The sequence below is a fragment of the Mycobacterium sp. NPDC050853 genome (assembly GCF_040653875.1).
Classification (GTDB): Bacteria; Actinomycetota; Actinomycetes; order Mycobacteriales; family Mycobacteriaceae; genus Mycobacterium.
This window is the reverse complement of sequence record NZ_JBFAGW010000001.1, coordinates 327,664-344,947: the sequence shown is the minus strand read 5'-3', so window position 1 is coordinate 344,947 and position 17,284 is coordinate 327,664. Positions and strand designations below refer to the sequence as shown.

Annotated in this window: 16 protein-coding genes; 11 read left to right on the top strand and 5 right to left on the bottom strand. The window is 63.6% G+C overall.

Annotation, left to right across the window (positions count from 1 at the left end; all coding sequences use genetic code 11):
* The first annotated feature begins 37 nt into the window (after positions 1 to 37).
* Positions 38 to 2,854, top strand: a complete 2,817-nt coding sequence (gene secA, locus AB0H22_RS01720) for a preprotein translocase subunit SecA (RefSeq protein WP_180748471.1) — start codon at positions 38 to 40, stop codon at positions 2,852 to 2,854.
* Between the two features lie 70 nt (positions 2,855 to 2,924).
* Here secA and AB0H22_RS01715 read toward each other — a convergent pair whose 3' ends face one another.
* Entirely contained in the window at positions 2,925 to 3,533 is a 609-nt protein-coding gene (locus AB0H22_RS01715) for a TetR/AcrR family transcriptional regulator (RefSeq protein WP_180748470.1), read from the bottom strand.
* 89 nt (positions 3,534 to 3,622) lie between these two features.
* Here AB0H22_RS01715 and AB0H22_RS01710 point away from each other — a divergent pair, with 89 nt between their 5' ends.
* The gene (locus AB0H22_RS01710) at positions 3,623 to 4,816 is read left to right on the top strand and encodes an alpha/beta hydrolase (RefSeq protein WP_180748469.1); all 1,194 of its coding nucleotides are present in this window, start codon (positions 3,623 to 3,625) and stop codon (positions 4,814 to 4,816) included.
* 76 nt (positions 4,817 to 4,892) lie between these two features.
* On the opposite strand, the gene AB0H22_RS01705 is transcribed toward AB0H22_RS01710, so the two are convergent.
* Positions 4,893 to 5,363 carry an Rv3235 family protein gene (locus AB0H22_RS01705; protein WP_180748468.1) on the bottom strand — a complete coding sequence of 157 codons (471 nt, stop codon included), beginning with the start codon at positions 5,361 to 5,363 and terminating at the stop codon, positions 4,893 to 4,895.
* A 163-nt stretch (positions 5,364 to 5,526) separates the two neighbouring features.
* Between AB0H22_RS01705 and AB0H22_RS01700 the strand changes: the two genes are divergently transcribed.
* The 4 genes from AB0H22_RS01700 (at position 5,527) to AB0H22_RS01685 (ending at position 9,983) form a co-directional block, all read left to right on the top strand.
* Positions 5,527 to 6,936 (top strand): wax ester/triacylglycerol synthase family O-acyltransferase, encoded by a 1,410-nt coding sequence (locus tag AB0H22_RS01700; protein WP_180748467.1) that lies wholly within the window; start codon positions 5,527 to 5,529, stop codon positions 6,934 to 6,936.
* On the top strand, positions 6,936 to 7,436 hold the full coding sequence (locus AB0H22_RS01695; RefSeq protein ID WP_180748466.1) for a hypothetical protein: 501 nt from the start codon (positions 6,936 to 6,938) through the stop codon (positions 7,434 to 7,436). The genes AB0H22_RS01700 and AB0H22_RS01695 overlap by 1 nt, the downstream gene beginning before the upstream one ends.
* Positions 7,437 to 7,538: 102 nt before the next feature.
* On the top strand, positions 7,539 to 8,678 hold the full coding sequence (locus AB0H22_RS01690) for a ferredoxin reductase (protein ID WP_358144371.1): 1,140 nt from the start codon (positions 7,539 to 7,541) through the stop codon (positions 8,676 to 8,678).
* A gap of 75 nt (positions 8,679 to 8,753) precedes the next feature.
* On the top strand, positions 8,754 to 9,983 hold the full coding sequence (locus tag AB0H22_RS01685; RefSeq protein WP_180748464.1) for a fatty acid desaturase: 1,230 nt from the start codon (positions 8,754 to 8,756) through the stop codon (positions 9,981 to 9,983).
* A gap of 274 nt (positions 9,984 to 10,257) precedes the next feature.
* Here the strand turns inward: AB0H22_RS01685 and rsgA are convergent, their stop codons facing one another.
* Positions 10,258 to 11,238: a ribosome small subunit-dependent GTPase A gene (gene rsgA, locus AB0H22_RS01680; RefSeq protein WP_358144369.1), complete on the bottom strand. Its 981-nt coding sequence runs from the start codon at positions 11,236 to 11,238 to the stop codon at positions 10,258 to 10,260.
* Complete coding sequence (gene aroA / locus AB0H22_RS01675; RefSeq protein ID WP_180748462.1) at positions 11,235 to 12,566, bottom strand: 3-phosphoshikimate 1-carboxyvinyltransferase; 1,332 nt, start codon at positions 12,564 to 12,566, stop codon at positions 11,235 to 11,237. Before aroA ends, rsgA begins: the two co-directional genes overlap by 4 nt.
* A 68-nt stretch (positions 12,567 to 12,634) precedes the next feature.
* Between aroA and AB0H22_RS01670 the strand changes: the two genes are divergently transcribed.
* Positions 12,635 to 13,429 (top strand): SOS response-associated peptidase, encoded by a 795-nt coding sequence (locus AB0H22_RS01670; protein ID WP_358144366.1) that lies wholly within the window; start codon positions 12,635 to 12,637, stop codon positions 13,427 to 13,429.
* Here the strand turns inward: AB0H22_RS01670 and AB0H22_RS01665 are convergent.
* Entirely contained in the window at positions 13,416 to 13,922 is a 507-nt protein-coding gene (locus tag AB0H22_RS01665; protein WP_358144364.1) for an aminoacyl-tRNA deacylase, read from the bottom strand. The two genes, AB0H22_RS01670 and AB0H22_RS01665, sit on opposite strands and share 14 nt — an antisense overlap.
* Before the next feature lie 264 nt (positions 13,923 to 14,186).
* On the opposite strand from AB0H22_RS01665, the gene AB0H22_RS01660 reads away from it, so the two are divergent.
* From AB0H22_RS01660 to AB0H22_RS01645, 4 genes are all read left to right on the top strand, one after another.
* On the top strand, positions 14,187 to 14,831 hold the full coding sequence (locus tag AB0H22_RS01660) for a sigma-70 family RNA polymerase sigma factor (protein ID WP_180749683.1): 645 nt from the start codon (positions 14,187 to 14,189) through the stop codon (positions 14,829 to 14,831).
* Positions 14,828 to 15,124, top strand: a complete 297-nt coding sequence (gene rsrA, locus AB0H22_RS01655) for a mycothiol system anti-sigma-R factor (RefSeq protein WP_180748459.1) — start codon at positions 14,828 to 14,830, stop codon at positions 15,122 to 15,124. The genes AB0H22_RS01660 and rsrA overlap by 4 nt, the downstream gene beginning before the upstream one ends.
* A 266-nt stretch (positions 15,125 to 15,390) precedes the next feature.
* On the top strand, positions 15,391 to 15,609 hold the full coding sequence (locus AB0H22_RS01650) for a biotin/lipoyl-binding carrier protein (RefSeq protein WP_180748458.1): 219 nt from the start codon (positions 15,391 to 15,393) through the stop codon (positions 15,607 to 15,609).
* 103 nt (positions 15,610 to 15,712) lie between these two features.
* Positions 15,713 to 17,203 (top strand): sensor histidine kinase, encoded by a 1,491-nt coding sequence (locus AB0H22_RS01645; RefSeq protein WP_180748457.1) that lies wholly within the window; start codon positions 15,713 to 15,715, stop codon positions 17,201 to 17,203.
* Positions 17,204 to 17,284: the final 81 nt, after the last annotated feature.

Here is a 17,284-nt window from a genome sequence, read left to right as displayed (position 1 = left end):
GATTGCGCAAGTCCTAACGAGTACAGGGGATATTGACGTGCTGTCGAAGTTGCTGCGCCTCGGTGAAGGTCGCATGGTCAAGCGTCTCAAGGGCATGGCCGATTACGTCAACACCCTGTCGGATGACGTCGAAAAACTGTCCGATGACGAGCTTCGAGGGAAGACCGGCGAGTTCAAGGGACGCCTGGAAAAGGGTGAAACCCTCGACGACCTGATGCCCGAGGCTTTCGCCGTTGCCCGTGAGGCCTCCTGGCGGGTGCTGAGCCAGCGTCACTTCGATGTGCAGGTCATGGGTGGTGCCGCGCTGCACGCCGGGAATGTCGCCGAGATGAAGACCGGTGAGGGCAAGACGCTGACGTGTGTGCTTCCCGCGTATCTGAATGCCCTGGCCGGTAAGGGCACGCACGTCGTCACGGTCAACGACTACCTGGCCAAACGTGACTCGGAGTGGATGGGCCGCGTACACCGCTTCCTCGGCCTGAACGTCGACGTGATCTTGTCGCAGATGACCCCCCAGGAGCGACGCGAGGCCTACAACGCCGACATCACCTACGGCACCAATAACGAGTTCGGTTTCGACTATCTGCGTGACAACATGACCCACTCGCTCGACGAGCTGGTGCAGCGCGGTCATGCATTCGCCATCGTCGACGAGGTGGACTCGATCCTCATCGATGAGGCCCGTACGCCGCTCATCATTTCCGGGCCGGCCGACGGAGCCTCCAACTGGTACCCCGAGTTCGCGCGGCTTGTCCCGCTCATGGAGAAGGACACCCATTACGAGGTGGACATCCGCAAGCGCACCATCGGTATCCACGAAGTCGGGGTGGAGTTCGTCGAGGACCAGCTGGGCATCGACAACCTGTATGAGGCGGCCAACTCGCCGTTGGTGAGCTACCTCAACAACGCGATCAAGGCCAAGGAGCTGTTTAATCGCGACAAGGATTACATTGTCCGCGACGGCGAGGTTCTGATCGTCGACGAGTTCACCGGTCGCGTGTTGCTGGGCCGCCGCTACAACGAGGGCATGCACCAGGCCATCGAGGCCAAGGAGCGGGTGGAGATCAAGGCCGAGAACCAGACGCTGGCCACCATCACCCTGCAGAACTACTTCCGGCTCTACGACAAGCTCGCCGGTATGACCGGTACTGCCCAGACCGAGGCGGCCGAGCTGCACGAGATCTACAAACTCGGCGTCGTGTCGATCCCGACCAACAGGCCGATGGTCCGCAAGGACCAATCCGATCTCATCTACAAGACCGAGGAAGCCAAGTACATCGCGGTCGTCGACGATGTGGTCGAGCGGTACGAGGCAGGCCAGCCCGTCCTCATCGGTACTACGAGTGTTGAACGCTCCGAATACCTTTCGCGGCAGTTCACCAAGCGGCGCATCCCGCATAACGTGCTCAACGCCAAGTACCACGAGCAGGAAGCCGGCATCATCGCTGAGGCGGGGCGCCGGGGGGCCATCACGGTGGCCACCAACATGGCCGGTCGCGGTACCGACATCGTGCTGGGCGGTAACCCGGACTTCTTGGCGGACAAGCACCTTCGCGAGCAGGGCCTGGATCCGGTGGAGACCGCGGACGAGTACCAGGATGCCTGGGACGAGACACTGCAGAAGTTCAAGGACGCCGCCGAGACCGAGGCCAAGGAGGTCCAGGAGGCCGGTGGTCTGTACGTGCTGGGCACCGAGCGGCACGAGTCTCGCCGTATCGACAACCAGTTGCGCGGTCGTTCCGGCCGTCAGGGTGACCCGGGTGAGTCCCGCTTCTACCTATCGCTGGGCGACGAGTTGATGAAGCGTTTCAATGGCGCTGCGCTGGAAACGATTTTGACGCGCATGAATGTGCCGGACGATGTGCCGATCGAGGCCAAGATGGTCACCAGCGCCATCAAGAGCGCCCAGACTCAGGTCGAGCAGCAGAACTTCGAGATCCGCAAGAATGTCCTTAAGTACGACGAGGTGATGAACCAGCAGCGCAAGGTCATCTATGCCGAGCGTCGCCGCATCCTCGATGGCGAGGATCTGCAGCCGCAGATCCGAGAGATGATCACCGACACCATTGCTGCCTACGTCGACGGCGCCACCGCGGAGGGCTATCACGAGGACTGGGACTTCGACGCGTTGTGGACCGCACTCAAGACGCTGTACCCGGTGGGGGTGACTCCCGAAGAGCTGATCGCTTCCGACAAGTACGGTGACGCCGATGAGCTGGGCCCGGTGGATCTCAAGGCGGCTCTGCTTGACGACGCCAAGAAGGCCTACGCCGCGCGTGAAACCGAGATTGACGAGCTGGCCGGTGAAGGCTCGATGCGCCAGCTGGAGCGCAACATCCTGCTCAGTGTGATCGACCGCAAGTGGCGCGAGCACCTGTACGAGATGGACTACCTCAAGGAGGGCATCGGCCTGCGGGCGATGGCGCAGCGCGATCCGCTGGTCGAGTACCAGCGTGAGGGCTACGACATGTTCAGGGCCATGCTCGACGGCCTCAAGGAGGAGTCGGTCGGCTTCCTATTCAACATCAACGTCGAGGTCCAGCAGCCTGTCGACGGAGCTGTTGCGCCGCAGGCCGCACCCGAAGGCTTGGCTGAGTTCGCTTCTGCCGCAGCACAAGCCGCGGGTGGTGCGGTCGCCACTGAGGAAGCGCCGCGCGCACTGCGGGCGAAGGGGCTGGAGGAATCCGAGCCCGAGCTGACTTACTCGGGTCCGGCAGAGGACGGCTCGGCGCAGTCGCGCCACGAAGGCGGCGATGCCTCGAGCTCGGGTGCCGGCACTCGGCGCGAGCGTCGGGAAGCGTCGCGTAATGCGGGCCGTACTTCCAAGCCGCCGCGGTCGCGCCGCAAGCGCTAAAGGGGCGGGGTTGTGTGCAAAAGGGGTGCGCTGAGCGCCCGAAAATGCACCGAACTCGCGGCCTGACGGGTCACGTCGACAGTAGGCCGGCCCGCGCTGCGGTCAGCGTGAGCTGAGTGGCGTGGACGATCAGGTCATCGTCAATGGGGTCGCCTGTCGTGATCGTGCGGTAGAAGAGCGGTGCGCGAAACGTGGTGAGGAGCGTGTCGACATCGCACTCGGCCGGCAGCTCACCCCGGTCGATGGCCCGCCTGATGACCGGTACTGCGCGGACAGCCTGATGGTCGAAGTAGCGTCGGGTGGCTTCGCGAAGCGGGGTGGAACGGAGACCGGCGGTGAGAACCAGTGCGGCAACCTGACGTCCGACACCATCGTTGAGGAGCTCGGCCAGTTCGCGGCCGGTCGCGAGCAGGTCCGATTCGATACCGCCGGTGTCCGGGACCGGGATGGCCTCCAGCGACCAGGTCGTGAGTGCATCCACCAGTAGGTCTTCGAGTGTGGGCCACCGTCGGTAGATGGTGGTCTTGTTGACGCCGGCGCGGGAGGCGACGGCTTCCACGGTCAGCTCGGCATACCCGCGGTCGATCAGCTCACCGAACGCGGCCTCGAGTATCGCCTCGCGGACACGTGCACTGCGCCCACCCGTTCGTCGACCCTGCACGGTCTGCCGATTCGTCATTAATCGCCTCCATAAGTTGCGTTAGTGATGGCGGCATGCAACTCTCATATTATCGCAACAATGCGTTGCGATAACGAAGAGGGGTGGATATGCGCTTCATCTTTGACTCTGACGAGTCGTTCTCGTTCGAGACACTTCGGACGGTCGGATACGCCGTGTACGGAGGTGCTGATATCGGCGAAGTGATCATGACGGCAGAACGAATCACGGCCGGAGACTGGGACTCCTGGTATCTGGAGTGGCGCGCGCTCGCGGACCGAATCGCAGGGATCGGAGACGCGTGTGCGACCGCCGGGCACGCCGTGAGCGCAAGCATTGCCTACCTGCGTGCGTCCAACTACTACCGGACCGCTGAATTCTTTCTTCGCGACGACCCGTCGAATGATCCTCGCGTGTCGGACACGTCCGCACGCGCAATCGACACGTTCCGGAGCGCCCCCGAGATTCAGCAGCGATGGCAGCGTGTGCAAATCCCCTACGAGGGAATTCAATTGGAGGGCTACTACCTCAACGTCAGCGGGGACGACCGTGGGCCGACGTTGCTCGCGCATGGCGGGTTTGATTCGACGGTCGAGGAAATGTACTTCGCGGTCGGGGAGGCCGCGCGGCGCTACGGCTGGAACTGTCTGATCTTCGAGGGGCCCGGGCAGGGCGCTGCGCTGCGTGCTGACAAGGCGACGTTCCGTTACGACTGGGAGGCCGTGGTCACTCCGGTGCTGGACTTCGCCCTCGGCCTTCGCGGAGTCGACCCCGACCGTGTCGCGCTGTTGGGGATGAGCATGGGCGGTTATCTGGCTCCCCGGGCCGCGGCGTTCGAGCCGCGACTGGCGGCGTGCGTGGCATATGACGGCGTGTTCAAGCTGTCTGCGGGCATGCCCAAGGTGCTTGAAAACGAGCACAGATTGGACAGTGGCGAGCGGATTGCGGCGGTTCGCAATCTGATTGCCCATCGAGCGGAGGCGCCCAGCTCACAGCGTTGGGTACTGTCGAATGCCTTGTGGGTGTTCGGGGTTGATACGGCCCAGGCGTTGGTCGACACGGTCGCCAAGTACGACCTCACCGATGTCGCCCATCAGATCTCCTGCCCGACGCTGGTGTGTGAGGCGGAGAACGATCAGTTCTTCCGAGGGCAGCCGTCGATGCTTTACGACGCCCTGCGGTGCCCGAAGACCTATCTGAAGTTCACTGCCGCCGAGGGTGCCGGTGAGCACTGCCATGAGGGAGCCCTGTTGCTATTCCATCAGCGAATGTTCGACTGGCTCGACGACGTCATTAGATTCTGACAGGGCTCCGCACTTCATGAAGACATTTGCGCGCCAAAGGCATCCGGAGGCAGGCGTCGGATGACCGGCGGCCGGGTCAGCCGAGTTGCAGGGCGACGACCAGCCAACTGCCCTTGACGGATTCGATCCGTCCGGCGAATGCCTTGGTGCGTCCGTTGCGCTGGAACGTCCCGAAGATCTCCGCCACGTCGTCCCCGCAGCAGCGCACTCGAATCTTGCTGAGCCGCGCGGCGGTGGTGGCGGGGGTGCGGGCCGCACGTGCCATCACCGCGCTGAGCGGTCCGTCGGCCAGCAGCGGTCGCAGTTGGACCATGGGCCGTCGCCGATCCATGACTTCGAGAACGCGGCGTAGTGCGGCGTCCGCGAACGCGACCACCTGCGGCGGCGGAGATTGTTCGCGCAGATGTGCTTGCCGCTCGATACCCGCTGGCCGAGTCCGCGATTGATGCAACGTTCCGGGCCGCAGCGAATGACAGGCCGCAGGCAAGCTGGCCAGCACCGGCGCCGGTTCGTAATCGACAACCCGGGTGACATAGCGATGAGACATTTCCCTCCCCAGTGAATGAGCCCCCACATTTGCTCTGCTGGAGAGAGGCAGATCGTTGCCGAACATAATCGCACAGCCGATGTCGAGAGCGCCAGGGTAGGGTTGGCCCAGCTGCGCCGCTGGGTACAAGTGGCGAAATTTCTAGGGGAAGGCGGCGCGGGTAGTGGTCAGCAGGTTGTCCGCCGTTGACGCGTCGTTCTACTCGAGTGAGGACAGCTCCACCCCTATGCACGTCGGCTCGCTGGCGATCATTCGCAAGCCCCGCGGAGGCTTCACCTATGAGGAGCTTCTCGCGTTGGTGGAGAGTCGACTTCCGCAAGTTCCGCGATACCGACAGAAGGTCAAGGAGATCGGGTTTGGGCTGGCCCGACCAGTCTGGCTTGACGATGTCGACTTCGATATCACCTACCACATTCGTCGGTCGGCGTTGCCGTCCCCGGGTAGTGACGGGCAGCTGCAAGATCTGGTGGCCCGGTTGACATCTCGCCCGTTGGACCGCTCGCGGCCGCTGTGGGAGATGTACCTGGTGGAGGGATTGTCCAAGAACCGGTTGGCTATCTACACGAAGACGCATCAAGCGTTGGTGGACGGCCAGTCCGCAACTGAACTCGGGCAGGTCATGTTCGACCGGACTGCCCGTACGCCAGAGTTCGAGGAAGACATCTGGGTTCCTGCGCATGAACCGAGTTCCAATGAGCTCATCGCCGGTGCGGTATCCGAATGGCTGGCGCGCCCCGGTGCGCGACTTGAGGCGGTACGCAGCACGGTCGCCGACGTCGCGTCGCTGACAGGGGAGATCGGTGAGTTGGGCGAGCGCATGGTGAAGGTGGTGCGCACCGCGGCTCGCGGTACCGCCCCGCGTGGGCCGCTGAACCAGCCCGTATCGCGCAGTCGGCGGTTCACCGTGGTGACCACAAAATTAGCCGACTACCGGCGGGTGCGTGCCAAATACGATTGTGATGTCAACGATGTGGTGCTGGCGGTAGTCGCTGGGGCACTGCGCAATTGGTTGTTGAGCAGAGGGGAACCCGTTACTCCCGCCTCGATGATCAGGGCGATGGTGCCGATGTCGGTATTCCGGGACGGCGATCTGGATGTCGTCGCGGAGGGGGCCGCGACCACCGAGGTGTCACCGTTCCTCGTTGACCTACCGGTCGGTGAGGGCAACGCTGTGGTGCGCCTATCGCAGATCGCGCATGCCACCGAATCGCATTCTGCGGCATTCAGTTTGGTAGATGTTCCAAAGATGGCGGCGCTGTCGGGGTTCGTGCCGCCCACTCTGCATGCGTTGGCGGCCCGAGTCGCGGCGACACTGCCGAACCGGCTGTTCAACCTGCTGGTCACGAATGTGCCTGGGCCGCAAGTACCGATGTACTTGGGTGGTGCGCGCCTGGCAGAGATTTATCCGGTGCCACCGCTGCTGCGTAATCAGGTGTTGTCGATCGGACTCACCTCCTACAACGGCGTTGTGTACCACGGGATAAATGCAGACCGGGACGCGATGCCCGATGCCGACATGATTCCGGTGCTCATCACCGAGGCGCTCGACGAATTGTTGGAGGCGGCACAGTAATGCAGGTGTATATCCCGGTGACGCTGTCGATGCTGCGCGGACTGGTGACTGACGGCGAGCTGTGGCCGGTGAACGGCACCGCCTTCGCGGTGACACCGGCGCTGCGTGAGGCCTACTCCGCGGGCGACGAGGACGAGCTGTCCGAGGTGGCGATGCGCGAGGCGGCGCTTGCCTCGCTGCGGCTACTGGCCAACGAGGACGGTGGCGACGGGCTGCCGGCTCGCCGGGCGGTGCTGGTCGCGGATGCCGAGGAAGCGAAGCTGCGTCCCGATCTGGACGATGCCGTGGTCCGGCTGGCGGGTGCGGTGCCGATGTCTGCGGTGGTGGCTGCGCATATCGACCTGTCACAGGCCGAGCCGGATGTGGTGCGGGCGGCCGAGGTGATCGATGCCGCGGATCTGGGCGATGAGGATGCCGAGCTGGTGGTCGGGGATGCCCAGGACCACGATTTGGCTTGGTACGCGACCCAAGAACTGCCGTTCCTACTCGACCTGCTGTAGGCGGCATGACCTGGCCGATTGGCCTGTTCCCGACCAGTAACCTACGGTAGCGTAGGTTACGCCTCGCTGGGCATCTCCTTCGTCAATGGAAGGTCATCGGCTGTGAAACTGGCCTCCTGGCTCGACGCATCGGCTCCGGGTGGGCCCAAGTCACGCCATGCTGCGGTAAACGTCTTGCGTGGCTTGGCTTCTCGCATCACCACGCCACTGCTGCCGGATGACTACTTGAGCCTGGCCAACCCGCTATGGTCTGCTCGCGAATTGCGCGGGCGCGTGGTCAGCGTGCACAAGGAAACGAGCGACTCCGCGACCCTGGAGATCAAGCCGGGCTGGGGCTTCCACTTCGACTATCACCCCGGTCAATACGTCGGCATCGGCGTGCTTATCGACGGCCGTTGGCGTTGGCGGTCGTACTCACTGACATCGGCACCCGTGCACGCCGGCGGTTCGGGGCGCACCATCACCATCACCGTCAAGGCGATGCCTGAGGGATTCCTCTCCACGCACCTGGTCAACGGCCTGGAGCCGGGCGCGATCGTCCGGCTGGCCGCCCCTCAGGGGAACTTCGTGCTGGACGACCCCGCGCCACCCGCGATCTTGTTTCTCACTGCGGGCAGTGGCGTCACCCCGGTGATGTCGATGCTGCGGACATTGGTGCGGCGCTCGGCCGCGGCGGATTTACCGCTGCCCAATGTGATGCACCTGCATTCGGCGCCGACCGAGGGTGATGTGATGTTCGCAGGTGAGCTCGCCGCATTGTCGGACGCGCATCCGTCGTATCAGTACCGCTTGCGGACGACGAAAACCCAAGGACGCCTGGATCTTTCATCGCTATCCTCCGAGGTCCCCGACTGGGCGCAACGCCAGACGTGGGCTTGCGGACCGGAAGGCATGCTCGATGATGCGCAGCGGGTGTGGACCGATGCCGGTGTGGCCGAGCTGCTGCACCTCGAGAGGTTCGCGGTCTCGCGCGCCGCACCGCATGGCCAGGGTGGTCGGGTGACCTTCGCGCGCAGCGGTAAGCAGCGTGACGCCGATGCGGCCACGTCGTTGATGGAGGCGGGTGAGGAGGCCGGGGTGCAGATGCCCTTCGGCTGCCGGATGGGAATCTGCCAGACCTGCGTGGTGCCGCTGCTGGAAGGGCACGTCCGTGACCTGCGCAACGGCACCGAGCATGAGCCCGGAACACGTATTCAAACCTGCATTTCCGCAGCTTCGGGCGATTGCGTGCTCGACGTTTGAGGTTTACGGACTAGTAACCTACGGAACCGTAGGTTACGGTATCGTAAGGGCTGAACGGGCGAAGGGAGCTCAAGGATGGCGATCTCGGATATCCAGGAATTCGCGCACCTCACGGAGGCCGATGTCGAGGCTCTCGGCCACGAACTGGATGCGATCCGTCGTGATGTCGAGGAATCGCTCGGAGCTGTCGACCGCCGCTATATCCGTCGCACCATCGCGGCGCAGCGAACCCTTGAGTTGAGCGGGCGAGTGCTGCTGGCGGCGAGCAAGAAGCGGTCCGCATGGTGGGCAGGAGCAGTGACTCTCGGCGTGGCCAAGATCGTCGAGAACATGGAGATCGGTCACAACGTCATGCACGGCCAGTGGGACTGGATGAACGATCCCGAAATCCATTCCTCCAACTGGGAATGGGACATGGTGGACCCGTCCTCGCACTGGAAGCAGACCCATAACTACATCCACCACAAGTACACGAATGTGCTTGGCATGGACGACGATGTGGGCTACGGGCTGCTCCGCATCACCCGCGACAAGAAGTGGTCGCCATTCAACCTGGGCAACCTCGCGTACAACACGCTACTGATGCTCCTGTTCGAATGGGGTGTTGGTGCACAGCATTTGGAGCTGGGCAAGGTGGCGCAGGGACGTGCCGACAAGGGAGAGTTCGCGGCCAAGCGTGAAGAGGTGCTGGCCAAGATAGGCAAGCAGGTGGCCAAGGATTACGTCTTGTACCCCGCGGCCAGTGCGCTCTCGCCGACGGGCAGTTTCCGTAAGACCGCCACCGCCAACGCGCTGGCCAACGTGATCCGGAACATCTGGTCCAACGCCGTCATCTTTTGCGGACACTTCCCGGATGGTGCCGAGAAGTTCACCAAGCAGGACCTGGAGAACGAGACGCAGGGTCAGTGGTATCTGCGACAGATGTTGGGCAGTGCCAACTTTGACGCCGGCCCAGGAATGGCGTTCATGAGCGGCAACCTGTGCTATCAGATCGAGCACCATCTGTTCCCGGATCTGCCGAGTAACCGGTTGTCGACGGTGGCGGTGCGAGTGCGTGAACTATGCGACAAGTACGACCTGCCGTACACCTCCGGCCCGTTCCTGGTGCAATACGCCAAGGCCTGGCGGACCATCGCCAAGCTGTCATTGCCGGATAAGTACCTGAAATACACCGCCGACAACGCTCCGGAAACCCGCAGCGTCAAGATGTTTGACGATTTGGAGCCACGCGAGCGACGCGGGCTGAAGTCTGCCTTCGCCGCGGTGCGCGAACGCAGAAAGACTCGGCCCACCGTCAAGGTGTGATGAGAGAACGTAAAAGCCCCCGAACGCTTAAGTGCGTCGGGGGCTTTTACGTTGGTCGCGGTGCGGCTATCCCAGGCCGGAGACGGATAGCCACATGGTTGCCCAGGCGGCGACACCACATGCGGAAATGGCTGCCACGCTGGCGATTCTGCGGAAGTAACTCGTCATCTGTCAGCCCCTGACCCTCATTGGCTGTCTCCGTCGCAGCCACTGATGGCAACGCTAATCGGCGTGTGCTGTTCCCGCGATCCGAGACGGGCCTCGCAACCAAGAGTTAGGACGTTGTTAACACAGAAAGCAACTGGCGAACTGCTATTACCCGTTTCGCTGACGCCCCCGTCAAATCGTCGAGCATGCATTCGGGATCTGCCGGTGGGCCAAGGTGCTGGCAGCCGCGCGGGCAGTCGCCGATGGCCCCGGCGAGGTCGCTGAACGCGGCCACCACATCGGACGGCTGAATATGGGCCAAACCGAACGACCTGATACCCGGGGTGTCGATGACCCAGCCCGATGGATGCAGCGGCAGTGCCACCGATTGGGTCGACGTGTGACGCCCCTTGCCGACACCCGTCACCTCGCCGGTCGGCCGATGGGCCTCGGGGACAAGGCGGTTCACCAATGTGGACTTACCGACCCCGGAATGTCCGAGCAGTGCGGTGAGACGACCCGTCAATATTTCCATGACCGGTTCGACGGGTGCATCACGTCCCGTCTTGATGACCTGCAGATTGAGATCTTCGAATTGTGCGGCGAACGAATCCGGGTCGGCGAGATCGGTTTTGGTGAGCGCCAGGATCGGGGTGAGTCCTCCGGCGTAGGCGGCGATGAGGGTCCGCTCCACCAGCCCGGTGCGCGGCGGAGGATCGGCGACCGCCACCACGATGAGTAGTTGGTCGGCATTGGCCACGAAGATCCGCTCGAAGGGATCGGTATCATCAGCGGTGCGGCGCAACACCGTTCGCCGCTCTTCCAACCGGACAATCCGGGCCAGTGCGTCGGTGCGTCCGGACAGATCGCCCACCAGGCTTACGGTGTCGCCCACCACGATCGGGGTGCGACCGAGCTCCCGCGCCCGCATGGCGGTGACCCGTTGATCGGGGTCGCCGTGCAGTACACAACCCCACCGGCCGCGATCGACGGTGACCACCATCGCAGGTACGGCGTCGGCATGGTCGGGGCGGTTCTTGGTGCGAGGCCGCGAGCGTTTGCCCGGCCGAATGCGGGCGTCGGACTCGTCGTACTCGCGGGGACTCAAGAGGCGTGACCGCCCGGTCCCGGTGTGCCGCTTGCGCGAAGAGCTTCAGCCTGGGCGAGCATGTCGGCCCACATTCCGGGGAAGTCGGGCAGTGTCTTGCCGGTCGTGGCGATATCGTCGACGGAGATTCCCGGCACCTTGAGGCCGACGAGTGCACCGGCGGTCGCCATGCGGTGATCCGCGTAGGAGCCCCACACCCCACCGTGCAGATCGGTGGCGACAATCCGCAGCCCGTCCTCGGTCTCCTCGCATTGCCCACCGAGAGCATTGATTTCGTGGGCGAGCGCCTTGAGCCGGTCGGTCTCGTGCCCGCGCAGATGTGCGATCCCACGCAGCGTGGAGATGCTCCCGGGCTTGGCCAGAGCGGCCAGCGCCGCCACCGTGGGCGTCAGCTCACCCACCTCGGCGAGGTCCAGATCGACACCGTCGTAACCGGTCCGCCCGATGACCTCCAGATGTGAATCCGTCAGCGAGACACGGTGAGCGAACTGGCGGACGACACCTTCGATCTGGCGTGCGGGCTGGGTGGATTGTCGCGGCCAGCCGGTGATCCGGACGCTGCCGCCGGTCGCCAACGCCGGTGCAATGAAGGCCAGCGCGTTCGACAGATCGGGCTCAATTAGCCAGTTATGGGCCGGAATTGGTTGCGGTTCGATATGCCAGCGGCCCGGAGCGGAGTCATCCACGGAGACACCTGCCTCGCGCAGCATCGTCACCGTCATCACCACGTGCGGACCCGAGGGCAGTACGTCGGCAGTGTTGACCGCCGTCAACCCGTCGGTGAACGCGGCGCCGGAAAGCAGGAGGCCGGAAACGAATTGGGACGATCCCGAAGCGTCGACGCCGACCTTGCCGCCCTGCACCCGCCCGGTGCCGGCCACCGTGAACGGCAGGTGCTGTCCGTCGATGCCGACTCCGATCGAACGCAGTGCGTCCAGCAGGGGAGCGATGGGTCGGGAGCGTGCCTGTTCGTCACCGTCAAAGACCGTGGGGGCATGGCGAAGTGCTGCCACCGATGGCAGGAACCGAAGTACCGTCCCGGCCAGACCGCAGTCAACCGTCGACGCGTCGTCATCGCCGGACCCGGGTGAGACCGTCAGATCGGTGCCTTCGCCGCTGACGTCATACCCGAGGGCGCGGACCGCGCCGATCATCAGATCCGTATCGCGGCTGCGCAGAGCACCGGACACCGTGGATGTGCCGCCCTCGCGTGCGGCGAGCGCGGCGAGTACCAGCGCCCGATTGGTCTGCGATTTGGAGCCGGGCATGGTGATGGTCGCGTTGACGGAACCGTCGATCGTCGGTGCCTGCCAGTGTCCGCTCGTCACAGCGCCATTGTCCCGGACGAGTACCTGCGGTAACCCCACCGGCCCCTGCTGAGTGGCAGCATGGCGATATGTGCGGACGGTACGCGGTGACGATCGACCCGGCCCTGCTCGCCGGTGAGATCGACGCGGTGGACGAAACAAGCACCGCGAGTGAGACATCTTCACTGCAGCTTCCGAGGATTCCGAACTACAACGTTGCGCCCACCGATCCGGTGCTCACGGTTGTCGCAAGGCACCGCGAGCCCGGGGACGTCCCCTCGCGTCGCATTCGCGCCATGCGCTGGGGGTTGGTGCCGACATGGGCCAAGGCGCGCGAGGACGGCCGTCCGGAAGCCAAGGGCGCGCCGCTCATCAATGCCCGGGTGGAAAGCCTCGCTACAGCGGCGACATTCCGCACCTCAGCGCGGTCCAAGCGATGCCTCGTCCCGCTGGACGGCTGGTACGAGTGGCGCAAGGGTGCTGACGAGTTCGCGGCGCGCAAAACCATCAAGACACCGTTCTATATGAGTGCAGGGGACGGGAAGCAGTTGTTCGCGGCCGGTCTGTGGTCGGTGTGGAAGCCAGCCAAGGACGCGGCGCCACTGCTGAGCTGCACGATCGTGACCACGGATGCCGTCGGCCCGCTGCAAGAGATCCACAACCGGATGCCGTTGATGCTCGGTGCGCAGCTGTGGGATCGCTGGCTGGACCCGGACCTGGACCTGGACCAGAATCTGCTGCAGGCCGCGGACGAAGCAGCCGGCATCGGAATCCGGCAGGTGTCATCGCTGGTTAACAGCGTCGCCAACAATGGTCCGGAGCTGCTTGTCCCAGCTGATCGCACCGCGACGGAACAGGTGGGGGAGCAGATCACCCTGCTGTGATGGATGCCGTCACGGCGTTGGCGAGCCGGAGCAGGTCTGCGGGTGCCAGCGCCATCTGTAGACCGCGTTTCCCGGCGCTGCACAGGATGCGATCCCATGTCAGCGCCGACGAATCGATGACTGTGGGCAACGGTTTGCGTTGCCCGAGCGGCGAGATTCCGCCCACCACATAACCCGAGCTGCGCTCGGCCGCTGCCGGATCAGCCATCGTGGCCTTCCCCCGACCGAGAGCGGCCGCGGCAGCCTTGAGTGACAGCGTCGCAGGCACCGGGATCACCGCGACCGCCAGCTCTGGCCCGCGATCCAGTGAGATCAGTAACGTTTTGAAGACCTGCTCGGGAGCTAAACCGGAGCCCGCAAGCGCGCGCACCGCCTCGTCACCGAACGCGTTCTCGCCGGGACGGTGTTCATACGGCAGCAGCGCATAGTCGACACCAGCGGCGATCACCGCGGCGACGGCTGGAGTGGCAGCTTTGGCGGCCTTGGAACCCACGAACTGGACAGTAATGCCCGACGACGAGCCGTTTGCGCGAAGAGCATCCGACTAGGTCCAGTGATTTTCCAGTTGACAGTGGAGATACGTTGGGAAATACCCCGGCATGCGTCGGTGTTGAGAAGTCTGTCCGCAAAGACGGGCAGACTATGGTCCTCAACCCGGAAAGGGGTATTGCAGGTGACAATGGCGTGCCTCGAACGTCCGATGTCGGTGCCGATCCGTATGGTCGGTGTCGCTACCGAAAGGACCGCCGTGACCAGCATGAGGGACCCTGCCGATACGTCCGTTGGCGATACCCAGCCGCCAGGTCACGTCGAGACCGAGGCTGAGCGGACCGCACGGTTCGAACGTGACGCGTTGCCGCTGCTGGACCAGCTCTACGGTGCCGCGTTGCGGATGACCAGAAATCCCGCGGATGCCGAGGACCTGGTGCAGGAGACGATGGTCAAGGCATACGCCGGGTTCGGGACCTTCAAAGAGGGCACGAACCTCAAGGCGTGGCTGTACCGGATTCTCACGAATACCTACATCAACATCTATCGCAAGAAGCAGCGCCAGCCGGCGGAGTATCCGACCGAGGAAATCACCGATTGGCAGCTGGCTGCGAACGCCGAGCACACCTCCACGGGGCTGCGGTCAGCGGAGATCGAGGCACTTGATGGACTGCCTGATGACGAGATCAAGGCGGCGTTGAATATGCTGCCGGAAGAATTCCGGATGGCCGTGTACTACGCGGACGTCGAAGGCTTCCCCTACAAGGAGATCGCCGAGATCATGGAGACCCCCATCGGCACGGTTATGTCGCGGCTGCACCGTGGCCGTCGGCAGCTGCGCGAATTGCTGTCCGAAGTGGCCAAGGATCGCGGCTTCCTGCGCAAGAATGAGTTGGCGGAGGGCCGGGCATGACCGACGGTGAGCTTAAGGACACGGGCAACTGCGAAGTATCAGGTTGCGCCGAGGTGATCGCGGAGGTCTGGACTCTCCTTGACGGCGAATGCAGCGCTGAGAGCAGCGCGCGGCTGCGGCATCACCTCGAAGAATGCCCGGGTTGCCTGCAGCACTACGGCATCGAAGAGCAGATCAAAACACTCGTAGCCCGCAAGTGCGGTGGAGATAAGGCACCTGACGGGCTACGAGAGCGTCTGAAATTCAAGATCAGCCAAACTACTGTCATCCAGCAGCGGGCCGACAACTCTTAGCTGTTGGGGCGCTTGCCGTGGTTAGCGGCGTTGTGCTTACGGCTGCGCTTCTTGCGACCACGCTTGGCCATGGGAATCTCCTTCGGATATGTCGATCGGGTTCCGGGGTGTCAACCCCGATAACAGTCCATCCGCGCTAGGCGCGCGCTGGTGTATGTATCCATTCTCTCATGCCGGTGAGGGTGGTTGAACGCGTGGATGCCGTGCGTGTGGTTCGATACTGAGGACCGGTAACTGGATGTTGACGAGAGCGAGGTGGCGCGCAGATGGCCGAGGAAGTACACGCCGAGATCGTGGCCAGCGTGCTGGAAGTGCTCGTCAAGACGGGTGATCAGATCGCCGAAGGTGACACCATTGTCCTGCTGGAATCCATGAAGATGGAGATCCCGGTACTGGCCGAGGTGGCAGGGACCATCAGTGACGTGAGCGTGTCGGTGGGCGATGTGATTCAAGCCGGCCACCTGATCGCTGTCATCGACGACTGATTTTCGTTTCGCGAGCAGACGCTCAGTCCTACATTCCTGTCGGATTGCGAAACGTCCGCTGGGGTCCCTCGCTTGCGGGGACTACTCGGCGTAAGGGGTATGGATGTCCACTCTCGGTGACCTGCTGGCAGAACACACCATGCTGCCCGGCGATGCTGTCGATCACCTGCATGCCGTGGTGGCCGAATGGCAGCTGCTCGCGGACCTTTCCTTCGCCGACTACCTGATGTGGGTGCGCCGCGATGATGACGCGTTCGTGTGCGTCGCCCAGTGTCGGCCCAATACGGCGCCGACGATTATCGACAACGACGCCGTCGGCACCGTTGCCAAAATCGCGGACGTTCCACTGGTGGAAGCTGCGTTCGCATCGGGTTCCATTGAGCGCGAAAGCGATTCGGATCTGACCGAGCAGGCCTCCGAACTCAACGTTCAGGCGGTTCCGGTGCGCTGCGGCGACCGGACTGTGGCGGTGTTGACACATCAAACCGCGGTGGCGGCCCGGCTCAAAAAGGGCGCGCTTGAACGCGCATATCTTGAGTGCGCGGTCGATCTGCTGCTGATGCTGACCGAGGGCACCTTCCCGAACGTGGCTGATCAGGCCATGTCTCGCTCCAGCCCCCGCGTGGGCGACGGCTTCATCCGGCTCAATGTCGCCGGTGAGGTCGGCTATGCGAGCCCCAACGCGCTATCGGCCTATCACCGCATGGGGCTGGTCAGCGACCTACAGGGTCACAACCTCATGGATGTCACCAAACCGTTGATCTCCGACCCGTTCGAAGGGCAGGAGCTGGCCGCGCATCTTCGCGACCTGCTGGCGGGCGGCCCCAGTATGCGCATGGAGGTCGACGCACGCGGTGCCGCGGTGCTCATCCGTACGCTGCCACTCATTGCGCGCGGTGCATCGGTGGGGGCGCTGCTACTGACCCGCGATGTGACCGAGGTCAAGCGCCGCGACCGGGCGCTGCTATCCAAGGACGCGACCATCCGTGAGATCCACCACCGGGTGAAGAACAACTTGCAGACGGTGGCGGCGCTGCTGCGGCTACAGGCCCGGCGCACACAGAACGAGGAAGCCCGCGAAGCGCTTTTCGAGTCGGTTCGTCGAGTGTCGTCCATCGCGCTGGTGCATGACGCGTTGTCGATGTCGGTGGACGAGGAGGTCAACCTCGACGAGGTGATCGACCGGATCATGCCGATTATGACCGATGTGGCCACTGTCGACACCAAGGTGCGTGTATCCCGCGAGGGCGCGCTGGGGGTGCTCGACTCCGACCGCGCGACACCGTTGATCATGGTGATCACCGAGTTGGTTCAGAACGCCATCGAGCATGCCTTCGAAGAGGGTGCGCACGGGCAGGTGGTTATCAGGGCCGAGCGATCGGCGCGCTGGCTTGATGTTGTCGTACACGATGACGGCCGGGGACTGCCTGACGGATTCAGTGTCGAGACGTCCGACCGCTTAGGTCTGCAGATCGTCAGGACACTGGTATCGGCGGAGATTGACGGTTCACTGGATATGCGCAGCGATCCAGAGGGCGGAACCAATGCGGTGCTGCGCGTTCCGCTGGGTAGACGTGCCCGCTTGATGGCCTAGCGACAGCCCCACGTAATTCGACACCGCGCAGCAAAGAACCCGGCACCAAATTTTGTGTGCCGGGTTCTGATTGCTGCGGCG